The sequence below is a fragment of the Streptomyces sp. T028 genome, from assembly GCF_048159505.1.
In the GTDB taxonomy this organism is placed as follows: Bacteria; Actinomycetota; Actinomycetes; order Streptomycetales; family Streptomycetaceae; genus Streptomyces.
Window position 1 is genome coordinate 40,983 of the sequence record NZ_JBLRVZ010000055.1, and the last position, 16,770, is coordinate 57,752.

The following is a 16,770-nucleotide window of genomic DNA, read 5'->3' on the forward strand; positions in this document are numbered from 1 at the left end:
TCAAGAAAGTGGCGCACGCCACAGTTTTCGCCGGTCAGCGCGGTGCCGGCAAAAGTTTTTTGAACCATCCCGCCCCGCCTCGTCGTCTACAGGGCGGCTCGGCACCCACGGTCGGCGACGACGCCCGTGCCGGAGCCGGTGCCGGACAGCGACCGCTTCGAGGAAAGGACGGCGGACATGGTGCGCGTCTCCTACGACTACGACCTGATGACCGTCCTCGCGCGCCATCTGTGGCACCTCCGCGACGAACTGGACGTCACCTCCCAGACGGACAAGACGTTCGCCCCCGGCGACATCGGCCCCCGCAGGGAGACGGCCGAGGCGCTGGAGGACTTCTACGGCGCCTGGAAGAAGTCGTTCCAGGAGGGCTGGCAGGTCATGACCGACCTCGGCAACCTCCTCGACAAGGCGGGCAAGGCGTTCTACGACCAGGACGCCTCCCATGCCGCCGGCGCGGCCGGGCAGGTCGCCTCCCAGGTCCGCGACGAGGCCACCCGGCAGAACGAGATACGCAAGCAGACCCTGGACGGCAAGCGCCGCGAGGCCATGGCCAGGAACGCGGAGGCCCGCTACAACACCCAGCGGGACCGCATGAAGAAGGACCAGGACGCGCTGATCGAGAAGCGGAACAAGCTCGACGAGCAGACCGCGGCCCAGGAGAAGCGACAGCAGGAGCTCAACAAGGAGCAGGAGGAGCTCGCCAAGAAGCGGGAACCCCTGGTGAAACAGCAGGACGAACTCCAGGCCAGGCAGCAGCAGCTGTGGCAGGAGGAGAAGGAACTCCTCAAGCAGCGCGATCAGGAACTCCAGGCGAAGCGGGACGAACTACAGAAGGAGTACGAGGACCTCCGCAAGGAACAGGAGCCGCTGCAGAAGCGGCAGGAGGAACTCCAGGCCAGGCAGCAGCAGCTCTGGGAGGACGAGAAGGCCCTGCGCGCGGAGCAGGACGCGGCGATCGAGAAGAAGGCCACCGCTCTTGAGCAGGAACAGAAGGCCTACGACGCCAAACAGGACGCCCTCCAGGAGCGACAGGAAGCCCTCCGGACGGAGCGCGAGACCCTGCTCGCCAAGGACGGCGTCACCCAGGCCGACCTCGACGCCTGGCAGCGCAAGCAGGACGCCCTCGACAGGGAGCGGGACGCCCTGTGGGAGTCGGAGGGCAAGGGACTTCAGGCGCGCTGGGACGCCCTGGAGCAGGAACAGCGCGACCAGCAGAAGGCGTTCGAGCCGCTGAACGAGCGGCAGAAGCAGCTCGACGGCGAGCGCGACGCGCTGAGCGAGGACCAGAAGCCCCTCTCCGAGCGGCAGGACGAGCTGCAGAAGAAGCAGCAGGACCTCTGGGCCCTGGAGAAGTCCAGCCAGCAGGAGGTCGAGGACGCCGTCAAGGGCAAGCAGGACGGCCTCGACGCCGAACGCGCCGACCTCCAGACGAAGTTGGACCCTCTGGACCAGGAGTCGAACGATCTCCAGGCCCGCCAGAAGGACCTGTGGGACGACCAGTCGGCCACCGAGGACGCACAGACCGCGCTGACCGAGGAGGAGAAGCCCTTCCAGCAGCGGCAGCAGGATCTCCAGGACGGCTTCGGCGAGGAACTCGACAAGATCCGCGACCGGGACTTCGACAAGGACCCGGATCCCGGTCAGCTCCGGGGAATGCGCGGCCAGCTGGACGATCTGCCCCCCGAGGCCTTCGTGCCCAAGGGGTACACGATGGAGGACGAGAACAGCACCACCACGGTGTCGTTCCAGCTCGACGAGAACGGTGAGATCAAGGTCGACAAGAACGGCGACCCCGTCGAGACGACCACCACCGTCACCAACAAGAACACGGGCCTGACGTACTCCGAGACGTACCACCCGCTGGAACGCGACGGCGACTCCGTGACGACGATCCGCAGCTCCGACGGCACCGTCACCAAGGTCTTCACGGACTCGAACCCCGAGGGCTCACCGGACGGCTGGCAGAAGCGCTACGTCACCGACGAGACGGGCACGGACACCCTCCAGATCTGGACGAAACGCCCGGACGGCGACTGGGAACTGACCATGGACAAGGAGACGTATCTCAACTCCGAGGCCGGTCAGCAGGACGCCCAGCAGCGGCTGGACCGCCCGCCCGCGTACCTCACGCAGGAGAAGCCCCTGGTCGACTCGTCGGGCCGGCCCACCGGCTCCACCGACCCGGGGCAGACCACCACCGTGCAGGAGGGCGTCACCCGCACCGATTACACGGCCCCCGACGGCTCCCTCACCAAGGTCGTCACCAACGAGAACACGGGACAACGCTTCGTCGCCGACGCCAACAACGAGATCCAGGAGGTCTGGCAGCGCGACGAGAACGGCGGCTGGTACCTGAGGGATTCCGTCACCCAGCACGAACGCACCAGCGACGAACCGCCCCTCGGAACCCTGGGCGAGTTCTGGCGCTGACCCCCACGGGGCGCCCCGCGCGCCCGCCCCAAGCTCCCGGCGCGCGCTCTTCCCACGCCGCTGGGTCCATCAACAGAAAACGAGGTGCACCATGCCCAAGAACGTCATCGACGACGAGGAAATCGAAAGCACCGCCAAGAAGCTCGACTCGGCCGTCAGCGACACGCTGGTTCCGCAGCTGAGCTCACTCCAGGCCGAGGTCGAGAACCTCCTCCAGGGCGGCCTGCTGCTGACCGCGACCAGCCCGAAGATGCAGACGTCCTACGCGAACTTCAACAAGTCGCTGACGGAAGCGGTGAACAACATCACCCAGTTCTCCAAGCAGTTCCGTGACATCTGCAACGCCGTCAACAACCTCGACTCGCAGATCGCCGGCGGCATCCCCACCTGATCAGGGTGCACCCGAGCAGGGGTGCCGACCCTTCCCCCTCTGGTCGGCACCCCTTCCCCAGGGGCGCCGGTCCCTCCCCCAGGACCGGCGCCCCGTGCGCGTTCTCGTGCAACATCCTCGTCGGTAACCTCAGGTTCCCCTCAGAAACTCTTGAAACCTACAGAACCACTCATAGACTCACAGTGCGGAACCTCACGTTCCACCCATGAGTCGTGAGGTCACCCCGGGTACCCGTGCTCAGCCCTGCCCAGCCAACGCCGCCGCCGCGGCGCACGACCGGACCGGCTCAGAAGACCTATGCCGGCCCTGGGGGAACCTATGAGAACGCCCACGCCCAGTTCCGCCGCCGACGGGAGCGCTCCCGACACCGGCGACGACTCGCCCTCCGGGGACCATTCCATCCGCAGGCTCTACGAGGAGCACCACGGCCCCCTGCTGCGCTATGTGTCCAGCCTCATCCGGGGCGACTGCCAGCGGGCCGAGGACTTCGTCCAGGAGACCCTGGTACGCGCCTGGTTGAGCACCGCGAACCAGCCCCCCGGCTGGTCACCGTCCCGGACCTGGCTGATGAGGGTGGCGCACAACCTGGTGGTCGACTGGTCCCGGCGCGAACGGGTGCACACCGAGATCCAGCACGAACACACCCTGGACAAGCACCTCGAACCCGTGGACCCGATGAGCCAGGCCGTCCAGCGCCGTTTCATGGTCCACGCCCTCTCCCGACTCTCGCACCCCCATCGCGAGGTCCTCTTCTACATCTACGTCCTCGGCTGCACCGGAACCGACGCCGCCGACGCCCTGGGCATCCCACCGGGCACCGTCAAGTCCCGCACTCACCACGCGATACGTGAGCTGCGCCGCCGGCACCCCGAACACGTCCGGGCGGCGGCATGAGAGGGCCCGCGGTGACCGACACCGACCTTTTCATCGCGATCGGCAAGCCCGACGACTCGGTGCTCACCGTCGTCATCGTGGCCGTCGTCGTCCTGATCCTGCTGGTCATTCTGCTGCGGCACCTGATCCGCAAGCGGGGTGGCTGGCGCCGGTTCCGGCGGCGCGTCGGCCGTGAACTCACCCTGACCCGGCGGGCCTTCGGCGAACCCCTGCGTGCCTACCGCCGCCACCGCCGAGGCGTACGCGCCCTGGCCCGGCAGCTCTCCGACCCCCGTGGCGGCCTCCTCGTACGCCGGCTGCTCGACGCGGCGGCCGCGGCCCTCGCCGACACCCCCGGTGCCGTACCGCACGCCGTACGCCTCGAACCCGGCTGGGCGTCCGTACAGATCGCCGCCCGCCGGCTTCCCCGTCCGCCCGAGCCCTGGGAGGCCCCGGCGGAGCCCGGCCCGCAGCGCTGGGAGCTGTCCCTGGACGACGAGGACGCGCTGCCGCCCGGCCGCACCCGCGCCGGTGCGCACCTGAGGCCGCTGCCGGTCGCCGTCGGCATGGCGGACGACGCCTGTGTCCACCTCGATCTGGCGGCCGGACCCCGGCTGATCACCGTCGAGGGGGACACCGCCGCCCGGACCCGGCTGTTCCTGGCACTCGCCGCCCAACTGGACCGGCCCGGCAGCGGAGCCTCCGTCATCGTCGCCGACGGGGTCCATCCACAGCACCGGGGGCAGCGGCTCGACGTGCTGCTGAGGGAACTGGAGACGGCCGCCGCCGAGCCCGACGAGAACCCCGGGCCCGACGAGATCGGCGAGTCCGGCCGCACCGCCACCACCGTGCTCGTCTGCACCTCCCCCACCGCGGAGCAGGCCCGCAGACTCGGCGCCCTCTCCGCCTCCGGTGCCGTTGTCTGCCTGATCGACGGCCGGGCGGCAGGGCACACCTGGGCCCTCCGGGTCGACGGCCGGGGCCGGGTGATCGCGCCCGAACTGGAACTGGACGCCGACTCGGGCCCGCTCGGCCGGGCCGTCGTCGCCGCGGTCCGCGCCGACCACCGCCGGCTGCGCCGGGAGTCGGCCCCACGCCGGGCCACCACCGCGCCGCGGGTCGACCCCCTCCAGGAAGCGCCGACGGAACCCATCCCCCAGGCCACGGCCCCCGTCCGCACCACCACCGGCGCCGACCTCCTCGCCGAACCGGACACAGCCCGCGAACGCACCACGGCGGCTTCGTCCGGAACGAGCGTGGACTAAGAAAGTCGGGCGAAGTCCGCTGCGGTTCAGCCGCGCCCCAAAGGGGCGCGGGGCGGAACACTATGCGGCTCCGCCGCGTGGGCGCGACCAGCCACGACGACGCCACAGATGTCCCCCACAGCCCACCCCGAACCTCCGCAAGGCGAGACGTGAAACTCCTCATCACCACCGTCGCCGACGGCGATACCCACGGCAGCCAGGACGTCCTGCTCACCGCGTCCGGCAGCACCCCCGTCGAGGACGTCGCCGCACATCTGGCCCACCTGCGCACCGGGGACGCCCCAAGCCCGGCACCGGCACCCGCACCGGCCTGCTACCTGGGCGACGAGCCCCTCGCCCCGGGCACCGCGCTGGCCGACACCCGGCTCATGGACGGCAGCGTCGTCGCCCTGGGGACCCCGCGGACCCCGACCGTCACCGCGTACGGCCCCGAGCGCGACGCCATGCCGCAGCCGCACCGGCCGGACCACGCCCCCGTGGTCGAACTCCAGGTGGTGGGCGGCCCGGACGCCGGACGCGTGTACCCCCTCGGCCTCGGCACCCACGGCATCGGCCCCCTGGAGGACGCCGCCGTCCCCCTCGAAGGCCGGGACCTGCCGAGCGACGGCATCCGGGTGACCGTACGCCCCGACGGCTCGGCCATCGTGGAGCTGTGCGAGGGCGGACCGGCCCGGCTGTCCGTACCGGAACCGCCGGAGCACCGGGGCCGCCCCGACACCCCGCTGCTGCCCCTCGCCGAGCAGGACGAGGCGGACGAGGCGGACGGGGCGCCGGAGGAGACCGACAGCGCCGAACTCCCCGACGGCTGGCACCTGTGGGCCGTCGGCGCGGAGCTGTCCGTCGGCGAGTATCTGCTGCGGCTGGCCGAACCGACCCCCAGGGACGCGGCGGTGGTGCCGTCCGAGGGCGGTGGCGGCCTCGACTACAACCGGCCCCCGCGCATCCTGCCGCACCTGGCACCCGAGCGGTTCCGGCTGCCCGGCCCGCCCGACCCCCCGGCCCGCAGACCGATCCCGCTGATGGTCTCGCTCGCCCCGATGGTGTTCGGCGTGGCCATGATGCTGTTCTGGAACTCGTACTTCTATCTCGTCTTCATGTTCCTCTCGCCGGTGCTGATGGCGGCGAACTACGTCAGCGGACGACGCCAGGCCCGCAAGGACTACGAGGAGCGGTCCCGCGTCTACCGGCAGCGCCGCGCCTCGCTGGAGGAGGACGTCCGCGAGAAGGTCGCCACCGAGCGACGGCTGCGCACCGAGAGCGCACCGGACCCGGCGGTCGCCGGACTCTGGGCGGTCGGGCCCGGTCGCAGGCTGTGGGAGCGCCGCCGCGGCGACCCGGACCACCTGGCCCTGCGCATCGGCACCGCCCCGCAGCCGTCCCTCCTCGGCATCGACGACACGGCCCGCGAGGACAACCACACCGCCGTCCACTGGACGATCCCGGACGCCCCGGTCAGCGTCGACCTGGTCGACAGCGGCGTGGTCGGGCTGGCCGGAGCGCCCGGCCCCGTCCAGGCGCTGGCCCGCTGGATGACGGCCCAGGCGGCGATCCTGCACACGCCGCGCGATCTGCGGATCGTCGTCCTCACCGACAAGGGCTCCCAGGACTCCTGGCACTGGGCCCGCTGGCTGCCCCACTCCCGCGACGGCCTCCCCGGTACGCGGGGCGGCGCCGTCACCCTCATCGGCAACGACCCGGAGACGGTCGCCAACCGCGTCGCCGAGTTGGTCTCCACCCTCCGTACACGTCAGCGGGCGGCCGAGTCCACCATGAGCAAGGCGCTGCTCAGCGAACCCGACGTCCTGGTCGTGATGGACGGCGCCCGGCGGCTGCGTGACGTACCCGGTGTGGTGTCGATCCTCAAGGAGGGCCCCGGCGTCCGGATCTTCCCGCTCTGCCTGGACCAGGAGGAGCGGCTGCTGCCGGAGGAGTGCACCGCCGTCGTCCGCCACGAGAACCACCGGCTGACTCTGCGCCGCACCGGACAGCCCGACATCCCCGGCATCCGCCCCGACCTGGTCGAGCCCGACTGGTGCGAGCGGGCCGCCCGGGGCATCGCCCCGATCCGCGACGTCACCCCGGACGCCTCCGAAGGACTGCCCGCCAAGGTGGGGTTGCTGGAACTGCTCGGCCTGCCGCGGCCGAGCGCGGAGCTGGTCGCCGCCCGGTGGGGACAGCGGGCGGCGACCACCAGCGTGCTGCTGGGCGCCGGCTACGACGGCCCGGTCGCCTTCGACCTGGTCAAGGACGGCCCGCACGGACTCGTCGCCGGTACCACCGGCTCCGGCAAGTCCGAGCTGCTGCAGACCTTCGTGGCCTCCCTCGCCGCGATGAACCGACCCGACGAACTCACCTTTGTCCTCGTCGACTACAAGGGCGGCAGCGCCTTCAAGGACTGCGTCGGCCTGCCCCACACCCTCGGCATGGTCACCGACCTCGACAGCCATCTCGTCCAGCGCGCGCTCACCTCGCTGTCCGCCGAACTCACCCGCCGCGAGCACATCCTGGCCGAGGCCGGCGCCAAGGACCTGCCCGAATACCAGGGCATGCGCCGCCGCGACCCCGAACTGGGGCCCGTACCCCGGCTGGTGATCGTCATCGACGAGTTCGCCACCCTCTACCGGGAGATCCCCGACTTCATCCCCGGCCTCGTCAGCATCGCCCAACGAGGCCGCTCCCTCGGCATCCATCTCATCCTCGCCACCCAGCGCCCCGCGGGCGTCGTCAGCTCCGACATCCGCGCCAACACCAACCTGCGCATCGCGCTCCGGGTCACCGACTCCTCGGAGAGCATGGACGTCATCGACACCAAGGACGCCGTCAGCATCTCCCCGGCCACCCCCGGCCGTGCCCTCGCCCGCCTCGGCCACGGCACCGTCGTACCCTTCCAGACCGCCTACGCTGGCACCCCCCTGCCCGCCGCCAAGCCGTCCGCCAGGGCCAAGGCACGCCAGGAGCGGCGGGCGGCCGAGGAAGCCCGGATCTGGGGAACCGCACTCCACTGGCAGCGCCTCGGCCGCGCCGTCGCCCGCCCCGGCACCCCGGACGGCGACCAGAACACGGACACGGCCGACGACCTGGCCGCCGAAGAGACCCCCACCGACCTCAACGCCCTGGTGGCCGCCCTCTCCGAAGCCGCGCGGCTCGTCGACTGCGTACCGCAGCCCAGCCCCTGGCTGCCCGCGCTCGGCCAGGACGTCCTCATCGACGACCTGCCCCAGCCCGACGAACCAGGCGGCGCAGAACCCGGCGGCGCAGAACCCGGCGGCGCCCGGCTGGCCCCCGTCTCCTGGGCCCTGTCGGACATCCCCGAGGCCCAGGCCCAACTGCCCGTCCGCCTGGACTTCGCCGAGTTCGGACACCTGTACGTCATCGGCATCCCGCGTTCCGGCCGCTCCCAGGTCCTGCGCACCATGGCCGGAGCCCTGGCCCGGGCCCACACCAGCGCCGATGTCCACCTCTACGGCATCGACTTCGCCGGCGGCGCGCTCACCGCGCTGGGCGTCCTCCCGAACACCGGTGCCATCGTGCCCCGGGGCGACATCGAACGCCTGGAACGCCTCTTCGCCCGGCTGGACGCGGAGTTGGAGCGCCGTCAGGGACTCCTCACCCAGCACCACGCCGGCAACCTCACCGAACTGCGCGAACTCGTCGCCGCCGGAGCCCGACCGGCCCACACCATGCTGTTCATCGACGGCTGGGACGCGATGATCGAGGCCGTCGCCGACCACAACGGCGGCCGACTGGTCGAACAGGTCAACCGCCTCCTGAGAGAAGGCGCCGCGGCCGGCATCCACCTGGTCGCCACCTCCGAACGCGCCCTGCTGACCGGCCGGGCCACCGCCCTCAACGACAACAAGCTGCTGCTGCGCCTGAACGACCGCACCGACTACCACGCCGTCGGTAAACGCTCCCGCGACATCCCCGACATCATCCAGCCCGGCCGGGGCTGGACCTCCGACGGCGGCACCGAGATCCAGGTGGCGCTTCTCGCACCGGGCGCCACCGGCCAGGAACAGGCCGAGGCACTACGCGCGATCGGCGCCGAGGCGACCCACCGCGACGCCGGACTCCCCGTGGCCCGCAAGCCCGCCGGCATCGGCACCCTGCCGGTGAAGGTGACCTTCACCGACGCGTACGAAAAGGTGCCGGAGGAATCGCGCCGCCCCATGTGGGGCCTGCTGGGCCTCGGTGGCGACGAAGTGGCTCCCGTGGGCGTCGACTTCGCGGACCTCACACCGGCGTTCTCGGTCGTCGGCCCACCCGGCTCCGGCCGCAGCACCACCCTGGCCTCGCTCGCGGTCTCGCTGCTCGCCTCCGGCACCCGACTGGTGATCCTCGCCCCCCGCGAGTCACACCTGCGCACCCTCGAAAACCACCCCGGCGTACGGCTGATCACCGCGACGGAACCCACGGAGGAGGAGTTCGCCGAAGCCCTGGAGACCGGCAGCGGACCCAAGGTGGTAGTCGTGGACGACGCCGACCTGTTCGTCCTGCCGGACATCGACCAGCAACTGCGTTCCCTCTCCCAGTCCGGCAAGGACCGCGGCATGGGCATCGTCATCGGGGCCACCGCCGAGACGATGACGGGCGCGATGGGCTGGCTCGGCGCCCTCAAGCGGCACCGCAAGGGCGTCCTCCTCGGCCCGCAGAGCATCCTGGAGGGCGACTTCATCGGCGCCCGCCTGGCCCACGCCCACCTACGCGGCCGCAAACCCGGCCGGGGCCTGACCGTCGACCCGCACACCGGGGACCTGATCAACGTACAGATCCCGGAGACAACACTCGACTGACGGCACGAGTGCCGGGGGAGGCACCCATCGATGCCTCCCCCGCTCACCGCCCAGGTGCCCGTCGTCGCATCATGACCCCGCCGCCCTGCCCGCCCGGCGATCTGGGCGGCCTCCCAGACCTGCAGATCCCGGCGGGAACTGCCGTCGTACTTGCCCGTTTCCGCGAACGCCACCGCACGCAGAGGGCCGTCGCTGACCGGCCCGCCTCGAGCAGCTCACGGTGCAGAGCGAGAACGGCTTTGCGGGAGAAGGCCACCACCACGCTTGCCGACGGGAGGCTCGCAGCCCGGAACTCCTCCGTCCGGCTCAGTGCGCCGTGCCGGGCGTGGCGGACCACGGTGATGTCCGTGCCGGGGACGAAGAGCTCGCGCAGCAGATCTTCGGCTTCCGGTGCGGCACAGACGTGCACGTCGGTGTGGGCTCCGGAGAGGAGAAGGCGGGTCCAGGCGTGGCCGCGGTCTTCGTCGGCGAGCCAATGCGCTTCGTCGACGACCAGGAAATCGCACCGACCCGCTCCGCGCCAAGCCTGGCGCGCAGCCGTTCGTAGACCTCGAAGGCAAGCATGCGCAACGGTGCCGCGTACGCACCGGTCCGCCCGGTCTCGGCGCACGCGGCCAGCAGGTCAATGGCACAGGCTGATCCGACGGACAGGAGGTCCCCGACCCCAGTCTCGCTGGATGGCCCCACATCCCGCCCGCCTTTGCCGAATGCAAGAATGCGGCCCTTGGGTGGACAAGTGCATCGGCTCGCGGTGGGCTCGAGCACTGTGGAACGGGGGTACCCATGGCGTTGGTCATGTGTCCGCTGTGCAGCGACGACGAGGACATCGAGGTGGTTCGCACGCTCGACGGCGGGCGTCGGTTCGTAAAGCACCGGTGCGGCTATGGATGGGAGCACAAGGAGCCCACCGTCCCCCGGAGGAACCCGCTCACCGTCTTCGACGACCTCAAGGCCCGTTTCCCCAAACCCGAGGACGTCGATCCCGAGCAGTTGGAGCGCGTGGCCCGGCTGAAGGAGCGGTACCTCGCCGTCAAGCCGGACTTCGCCCCCGACGTGGCGGCCTACTGGTCGAAGTACCAGCGGATCTTCTCCCCCGACGGGCTGCGGACGTGCGACCCCAGAGTCCTCAAGGACTTCGCCAACTCCGAGGTCGGAGCCCGCCCCGGCAATCAGGCCACCTTCAACTCCGCGTGGAACGACATGGGCGATGCCGCGGCCGGGGAGGCGACCCGCCAGACGATCGAGTACCTCCTGTACGGCCCTGACGACGTGCCGCTCGAAGACCGGCTCCAGCACCTGCTTTCCGGCACCAGGCCGTTCGCCATGACCGGTTTCAAGGAGGCCCTCCTCACGAGGGTTCTCTGCGTGATGCACCCCGACCGGTTCCTGACGATCCTCAAGTACACGACGCAGGCGGGCGGCAAGCGCGAGATCGCGCGGATGGTCTACGGACTGGACCTGCCGGCACCCGAGTCGGTGACCTGGACCCCCGGCCGGCTCATCCTCTGGAGCAACGACCTCCTGAATGACCTGGTCGGCGAGGGCTTCGCCAACCAGCAGCACGCCGCCGCGTTCCTGTGGTGGGCCAAGGATCAGGTCGAGGGACTTCAGTAGAAGTCCCACCGGAGCCAAGGGGAACGAGCTGCGCCGTGCCTTCACCTATGGCGACACCCACAACCGGTCCTACCGCACAGCGCGCGGCAGGACGCACAGCGAGTGCAAGATCGACCCGATGCGGAACAACTCTCGCCAGACGCGGCGTCGCCGGGCCCGGACCGCCGCGTTTCTCCTGGGCCTCGTCGCCGCGCTCGCCTTCTTCGCCTTCTTCGGCTTCTTCCCCGGTCTGCCACACGTCATTGCGGGTCAGCAGCAGCCGCCCGCGGTGACCGGTTCCTTCACGCCGGTCTCGGTCTCGGTCTCGGCCGTGCCGGTGCAGCAGGTGCTTCCCTGCTGCTTGGCGAGGGAGTCGGCGTCGGCCTTGACGACGTACACCTCCCAGGGTTCCTGGCCGGGGCCGTGGACCCAGACCTTGTCCTGGAGGGCATAGCAGCAGGTGGTGTCGTTCTCCACGTCGGTGTTCAGACCCGCCTCGCCCAGGCGGGCGGTGGCGGCGTGCACCGCCTCGGTCGTCTCGACCTCGACGCCGAGGTGGTCCATGCGGGTCGCCTCACCTGCGGTGCCTTCGATGAGGACGAGCTTGAGCGGGGGCTCGGTGATGGCGAAGTTGGCGTAGCCGTCGCGGAGTTTGGCGGGCTCGGTGTTGAACAGCTTGCTGTAGAAGGCGACCGACTCGGCGAGGTCGGGGACGCGGAGGGCGAGCTGTACTCGGGATGTCATGGCGAACCTCGTTGTGTGGGTGGGGTGTTCAGCAGCCGCCGGAGGTGGCGGCCGGGGCCCCGATGCCGATCTGGAGGGTGGTGGGAGCGGCGCAGCATCCGGCGCCGGACTGTTCTGCGTTCTCCGGCTCGTCGAAGAGACCCGCGCCGCCGCAGACTCCCGTCTCCGGAAGGGTGAGTTCGACGCGCTCGGCGGCCTCCTGGTCTCCGGCGAGGGCGGCGGTGATGGAGCGGACCTGCTCGTAGCCGGTCATGGCGAGGAAGGTGGGGGCGCGGCCGTAGGACTTCATGCCGACGAGGTAGACGCCCTGTTCGGGGTGGGAGAGCTCGTTCACGCCGTGCGGGTAGACGGTGCCGCAGGAGTGGATGTTCGGGTCGATCAGCGGGGCGAGCGCGGTCGGGGCCTGGAGGCGCTCGTCGAGGCCGAGTCGGACCTCGGAGAGGAAGGACAGGTCGGGGCGCAGGCCGGTCAGGACGATGACCTCGTCGACCGGTTCGAGGCGGCGGCCGTCTTCCGCGATGAGGACCAGTTGGTCGCCGTCCTCCTCCACGGCCTGTGTACGGAAGCCGGTGACCGCGCTGGCGTGGCCGGCCTCGACTGCTTCCTTGGCGCGCAGGCCCAGGGCCCCGCGGGCGGGGAGCTGGTCTGCCTCGCCGCCGCCGTAGGTGTGCGCACCGATGCCGCGCCGCAGGATCCACACCGCGTGCGTGCCGTCCTCCTCCTTCGCGAGGTCGGCGAGGAGGGCCAGGGCGGTGAAGGCGGAGGCACCGGAGCCGATGACGGCGGTGCGCTTGCCTGCGTAACGGGCGCGTACGGCAGGGTCCTTGAGGTCCGGGAGGCGGTAGGAGATGCGGGCGGTGGCCGACTTCTCGCCGAGGGCGGGCAGGCCGTCGGCGCCCATCGGGCTCGGGACGGACCAGGTGCCGGAGGCGTCGATGACGGCGTGGGCGGTGATCCGCTCCTCGTGGCCGTCGGCGGACCGGACGTGCACGGTGAAGGGCTGCTCGTCGCGGCCGGCGTCGACGATGCGGTCCCGTCCGGCGCGGGCGACACCGGTGACCGTCGTACCGTAGCGGACCTTGTCGCCCAGGACGTCGGCGAGCGGCTGGAGGTACTTCTCGGCCCAGTCGCCGCCGGTCGGGTAGGCGGAGGCGTCGGGGCGGACCCAGCCGGTCGGGGCGAGGAGCTTCTCGGCGGCCGGGTCGGTGATCTCGCCCCAGGGCGAGAAGAGGCGGACGTGGGACCAGTCGCGTACGGCGCTGCCTGCCGCCGGGCCGGCCTCCAGGACCAGGGGTTCGATGCCGCGCTCGACGAGGTGGGCGGCTGCGGCCAGACCGATGGGGCCGGCTCCGATGACCACGACGGGCGGGTGGTCGGCGGTGAGCACGGTGTTGGCGGACGCAGTCACGGAGTTCCCCTTTGTTTCGACGTTTGTCGATGTCTTACCCGGCCAGCATGGCACCTGAATCGACAAGCGTCAACATAGACATCCATCGAATTAATGGCCTGCCGGTCGCATGCCCACGCAGCCCTCCCGCCCGAAGGAAACCACCCCTCCCCACCCTGGTTCGACGTATGTCAACATAGACGCATGTCGAATACGAAGGTGCTGCCGCTGCTGGAGCCCTCGGTCCCCGAGGGTGTGGCGCCGTGCTGCCCGCCGCTCACCGAGCGTCCGCTGACCGCCGAGGAGGCGGAGAAGACCGCCCGGATGTTCAAGGCGCTCGGCGACCCGGTCCGGCTGCGGCTGTTCTCGCTGGTCGCCTCACACGAGGGCGGCGAGGCGTGCGTGTGCGACATCTCCGACGTCGGTGTCTCCCAGCCGACCGTCTCCCACCACCTGAAGAAGCTGAAGGAGGCCGGGCTCCTCACCTCCGAGCGGCGCGGCACCTGGGTGTACTACAAGGTGGAGCCGTCGGTGGTCGCCGCCATGGGGCAGATGCTCGGCAGCCTGGGCTGAGCCGACTGGACCGACCCGGGGAGCGGGTGAGTCCGATGAGCAACGATTTGCTGGATCGTCAGGCGATCCACGACGAGCTGGAGCGGACCCGGACAACGTTCCACCGGCTCCTCGACAACGCCACCGGGGACGACCTGCGCCAGCCCAGCAATGGCACCCGGTGGACCAACGGACAGCTGCTGTTCCACATGCTGTTCGGCTACATCCTGATCCGGCCGCTGCTGTTCCTGCTGCGGATCTTCGGGCGGCTGCCGCGTGGCTTCAGCCGGGCCTTCGCCGGCCTCCTCAACGCTGGGGCCAGACCCTTCGACGTCGTCAACTACCTGGGTCCGCTCGGCGGGGCGAAGGTCTTCGGGCGCCGCCGCACGGGGATCGTGTTCGACCGCGTGATCAACTCCCTGCACCGCCGCCTCGACACCGAGCAGGAGGCCGACCTCGCACTCGCCATGCACTACCCCACGCGCTGGGATCCCTTCTTCCAAGAGGTCATGACCATCGCCGACCTCTACCGCTATCCCACCCAGCACTTCGACTTCCACCGCCGGCAGCTCACCCTGGCCGACGAGGGGCATTGACGACGGAGGGCTCCGAGCCGCGGCTACCGCATCCCGTTCGAAACAAGCGTGCTGATCGCACGGGCTGCCTCGCGGGCGGTGCGGCCGACGCCGATGAGGGCGGCGGAGGCGGGCCCGGTCCAGTCGCCGTAGCCGAGCAGGTGCAGGCGTGGTTCGCGCACCGCGCGGGTGTGCCCTCGGTGGCGATGTGGCCGCGGCGCCCCCGGAGTTGGAGCGGGGCGAGGTGGGGTAGGGCGGGGCGGAAGCCCGTGCACCAGATGATCGTGTCGGCCTCGGCGCGGGTGCCGTCGGCCCATTCGACGCCGCCGGGGACGAGACGCGAGAACATCGGGTTTGCCTCGAGCAGGCCGCGGTCTCGGGCCTCGCGTACGGGCGGTACGGCGACGATGTCCCCGAGCGAGGCGACGCCGCCCGCGTCCGCGCGTCCCTCGTCGACGGCCGCGCGAGGAAGTGCGGCGGCCGCTGGGTCACCCAGGTCAGGTCGGTGTCGTACGCCAGGTCGGATGCGAGCTGGGCGCCGGAGTTGCCCCCGCCGACCACGATCACGCGTTGGCCTGCGAGGTCGGCGGGGCTGCGGTACTCCGCCGTGTGCAGCTGGCGGCCGACGAAGGCCGCGCGGCCGGGGACGGCAGGAGGGAAGGGCCGCCACCAGGTCCCAGTCGCGCTGATCACCGCGCGGGCGCGCCACGTGCCGGAGTCGGTCTCCACCCGCAGGAACGGGCCGCTCCGGTGGACGCTCATCACGCGCACGGGCCGCTCGACGGGCAGCTCGTACCGCTTCTCGTAGTCGGCCAGGTCCTCGACCACGTGTTGCGCGTCGGGGTAGGTCTCGCCGACCTGCGGCGGCATGAGGCGTCCGGGCAGGGAGGAGTACGCGGCCGGGGAGAACAGGTGCAGCGAGTCCCGGGCGTACTGCCAGGCGCCGCCCGGTGTGGTCTGGGCGTCGAGGACGACGAAGTCGAGGCCGAGGCGGCGCAGGCGGTAGCCGGCGGCGAGGCCGGCCTGGCCGCCGCCGACCACCACCACCTGCGTGCTGTGGCTCATTCGGCCGGTCGTCCGGGCATGAAGATGAGGGCCACCAGGGCCAGTCCGACCACGCCGCCGACGACCTGCATGCCGATGAACCCGGCAAGCGAGCCGGGCGCGATGCCCGCGAAGGTGTCGGTGAAGGCGCGGCCGATGGTCACGGCCGGGTTGGCGAAGGAGGTCGACGAGGTGAACCAGTACGCGGCGCCGATGTAGGAGGCGACGGCCACGGGCGCGAACTGCAGGCGGTCGGCCCGGGCGAGGCCGAAGATCAGCAGGACCAGGCCGGCCGTCGCGACGACCTCACCCAGCAGAAGGTGCCCGGCAGAGCGGTCGTGCGTGGACCACTTCACCAGCGGCTCACCGAACATCGCGTCCGCCAGGATCGCGCCCGCGATCGCGCCCACGACCTGCGCGGGCAGGTACACGGCCACTTCGCGCGGGGTGACCCCGTCGCCGCCGCGTCGGGCGGTCCACCACTCGGCGACCGTGACGACGGGGTTGAAATGGGCGCCGGACACCGGGCCGAGCAGCAAGATCAGGATGCCGAGGCCGAAGACGGTGGCCGTGGAGTTGGCCAGCAACTGCAGGCCGACGTCCTTGGTCAGTTCGGTGGCCTGGATGCCGGAGCCGACCACGACCGCCACGAGCAGGGCGGTGCCTATGAGTTCGGCGGCAGCCCTGGCGACCAGCGGAGTACGCGGCGGCGCGGGCACGGCGGGGGCGGGTGCTGGAGCGGGTGTCGCGGACTCCGCGGTCGGGGCGGCTTCGGCGGCGGTCATGGGCAGGCCCTCTTGTTCTCGGCGGCGGTGCGAGCGGACTCGGCCAGGTCGGCGAACTGACCGGCGAGGTGGGCGATGACGTCCGGCTTGAGTCGGTAGTAGACGTACCGGCCGCACGGTTCCGTCTCGACGACCCCGGCCTCGCGCAGCACCTTCAGGTGGTTGGAGAGGTTGGTCTGCCGGGCACCGGTCTCCTCCACGAGGTGGGTGGTGCACAGCGTCTCTTTGGCGAGGAGGGTCACGATCCGGAGCCTGAGCGGGTCGGCCAGAACCCGGATCAGATCAGTGTCGACTGACGTCAGCATGGGCTGATACTGTCACATCAGTGGTGGCTGACA

At 70.9% G+C, this 16,770-nt stretch carries 13 protein-coding genes and 1 pseudogene; 8 read left to right on the forward strand and 6 right to left on the reverse strand.

Annotation, left to right across the window (positions count from 1 at the left end):
• Positions 1 to 177: 177 nt before the first annotated feature.
• From ACLZN2_RS42255 to ACLZN2_RS42275, 5 genes are all read left to right on the forward strand, one after another.
• Positions 178 to 2,430, forward strand: a complete 2,253-nt coding sequence (locus tag ACLZN2_RS42255) for a hypothetical protein (RefSeq protein ID WP_416985075.1) — start codon at positions 178 to 180, stop codon at positions 2,428 to 2,430.
• A gap of 91 nt (positions 2,431 to 2,521) precedes the next feature.
• Positions 2,522 to 2,821, forward strand: coding sequence for a hypothetical protein (locus ACLZN2_RS42260; protein WP_416985077.1), 300 nt, complete (start codon positions 2,522 to 2,524; stop codon positions 2,819 to 2,821).
• A 318-nt stretch (positions 2,822 to 3,139) separates the two neighbouring features.
• Entirely contained in the window at positions 3,140 to 3,715 is a 576-nt protein-coding gene (locus tag ACLZN2_RS42265) for a sigma-70 family RNA polymerase sigma factor (protein WP_416985078.1), read from the forward strand.
• 11 nt (positions 3,716 to 3,726) lie between these two features.
• The gene (locus tag ACLZN2_RS42270) at positions 3,727 to 4,959 is read left to right on the forward strand and encodes a hypothetical protein (protein WP_416985079.1); all 1,233 of its coding nucleotides are present in this window, start codon (positions 3,727 to 3,729) and stop codon (positions 4,957 to 4,959) included.
• Positions 4,960 to 5,108: 149 nt separating this feature from the next.
• Entirely contained in the window at positions 5,109 to 9,752 is a 4,644-nt protein-coding gene (locus tag ACLZN2_RS42275) for an FtsK/SpoIIIE domain-containing protein (RefSeq protein ID WP_416985081.1), read from the forward strand.
• Positions 9,753 to 9,795: 43 nt separating this feature from the next.
• Here the strand turns inward: ACLZN2_RS42275 and ACLZN2_RS42280 are convergent, their stop codons facing one another.
• Complete coding sequence (locus ACLZN2_RS42280; RefSeq protein ID WP_416985082.1) at positions 9,796 to 10,362, reverse strand: hypothetical protein; 567 nt, start codon at positions 10,360 to 10,362, stop codon at positions 9,796 to 9,798.
• A 173-nt stretch (positions 10,363 to 10,535) separates the two neighbouring features.
• Here ACLZN2_RS42280 and ACLZN2_RS42285 point away from each other — a divergent pair, with 173 nt between their 5' ends.
• Positions 10,536 to 11,366, forward strand: a complete 831-nt coding sequence (locus ACLZN2_RS42285; protein WP_416985084.1) for a hypothetical protein — start codon at positions 10,536 to 10,538, stop codon at positions 11,364 to 11,366.
• Between the two features lie 249 nt (positions 11,367 to 11,615).
• Here the strand turns inward: ACLZN2_RS42285 and ACLZN2_RS42290 are convergent, their stop codons facing one another.
• Together ACLZN2_RS42290 and ACLZN2_RS42295 are read right to left on the reverse strand one after the other, a co-directional pair.
• Positions 11,616 to 12,089: an ArsI/CadI family heavy metal resistance metalloenzyme gene (locus tag ACLZN2_RS42290; protein WP_416985085.1), complete on the reverse strand. Its 474-nt coding sequence runs from the start codon at positions 12,087 to 12,089 to the stop codon at positions 11,616 to 11,618.
• Between the two features lie 28 nt (positions 12,090 to 12,117).
• The gene (locus ACLZN2_RS42295) at positions 12,118 to 13,497 is read right to left on the reverse strand and encodes an FAD-dependent oxidoreductase (protein ID WP_416985086.1); all 1,380 of its coding nucleotides are present in this window, start codon (positions 13,495 to 13,497) and stop codon (positions 12,118 to 12,120) included.
• 183 nt (positions 13,498 to 13,680) lie between these two features.
• Between ACLZN2_RS42295 and ACLZN2_RS42300 the strand changes: the two genes are divergently transcribed.
• Both ACLZN2_RS42300 and ACLZN2_RS42305 read left to right on the forward strand, forming a co-directional pair.
• Complete coding sequence (locus ACLZN2_RS42300; RefSeq protein ID WP_416985087.1) at positions 13,681 to 14,049, forward strand: ArsR/SmtB family transcription factor; 369 nt, start codon at positions 13,681 to 13,683, stop codon at positions 14,047 to 14,049.
• Positions 14,050 to 14,084: 35 nt separating this feature from the next.
• Positions 14,085 to 14,624 carry a DinB family protein gene (locus tag ACLZN2_RS42305; RefSeq protein WP_416985089.1) on the forward strand — a complete coding sequence of 180 codons (540 nt, stop codon included), beginning with the start codon at positions 14,085 to 14,087 and terminating at the stop codon, positions 14,622 to 14,624.
• Between the two features lie 23 nt (positions 14,625 to 14,647).
• On the opposite strand, the pseudogene ACLZN2_RS42310 reads toward ACLZN2_RS42305, so the two are convergent.
• From ACLZN2_RS42310 to ACLZN2_RS42320, 3 genes and pseudogenes are all read right to left on the reverse strand, one after another.
• Positions 14,648 to 15,668: pseudogene (locus tag ACLZN2_RS42310) on the reverse strand (ArsO family NAD(P)H-dependent flavin-containing monooxygenase).
• Positions 15,665 to 16,432, reverse strand: coding sequence for an aquaporin (locus ACLZN2_RS42315; protein WP_416985090.1), 768 nt, complete (start codon positions 16,430 to 16,432; stop codon positions 15,665 to 15,667). The pseudogene ACLZN2_RS42310 and the gene ACLZN2_RS42315 overlap by 4 nt, the downstream one beginning before the upstream one ends.
• Complete coding sequence (locus ACLZN2_RS42320) at positions 16,429 to 16,737, reverse strand: ArsR/SmtB family transcription factor (protein WP_416985091.1); 309 nt, start codon at positions 16,735 to 16,737, stop codon at positions 16,429 to 16,431. The genes ACLZN2_RS42315 and ACLZN2_RS42320 overlap by 4 nt, the downstream gene beginning before the upstream one ends.
• Positions 16,738 to 16,770: the final 33 nt, after the last annotated feature.

Coding starts and splice junctions, on each gene's coding strand:
- ACLZN2_RS42255 (WP_416985075.1), top strand. CDS start 178: ATGGTGCGCGTCTCCTACGACTACGACCTGATGACCGTCCTCGCGCGC.
- ACLZN2_RS42260 (WP_416985077.1), top strand. CDS start 2,522: ATGCCCAAGAACGTCATCGACGACGAGGAAATCGAAAGCACCGCCAAG.
- ACLZN2_RS42265 (WP_416985078.1), top strand. CDS start 3,140: ATGAGAACGCCCACGCCCAGTTCCGCCGCCGACGGGAGCGCTCCCGAC.
- ACLZN2_RS42285 (WP_416985084.1), top strand. CDS start 10,536: ATGGCGTTGGTCATGTGTCCGCTGTGCAGCGACGACGAGGACATCGAG.
- ACLZN2_RS42290 (WP_416985085.1), bottom strand. CDS start 12,089: ATGACATCCCGAGTACAGCTCGCCCTCCGCGTCCCCGACCTCGCCGAG.
- ACLZN2_RS42300 (WP_416985087.1), top strand. CDS start 13,681: ATGTCGAATACGAAGGTGCTGCCGCTGCTGGAGCCCTCGGTCCCCGAG.
- ACLZN2_RS42305 (WP_416985089.1), top strand. CDS start 14,085: ATGAGCAACGATTTGCTGGATCGTCAGGCGATCCACGACGAGCTGGAG.
- ACLZN2_RS42315 (WP_416985090.1), bottom strand. CDS start 16,432: ATGACCGCCGCCGAAGCCGCCCCGACCGCGGAGTCCGCGACACCCGCT.
- ACLZN2_RS42320 (WP_416985091.1), bottom strand. CDS start 16,737: ATGCTGACGTCAGTCGACACTGATCTGATCCGGGTTCTGGCCGACCCG.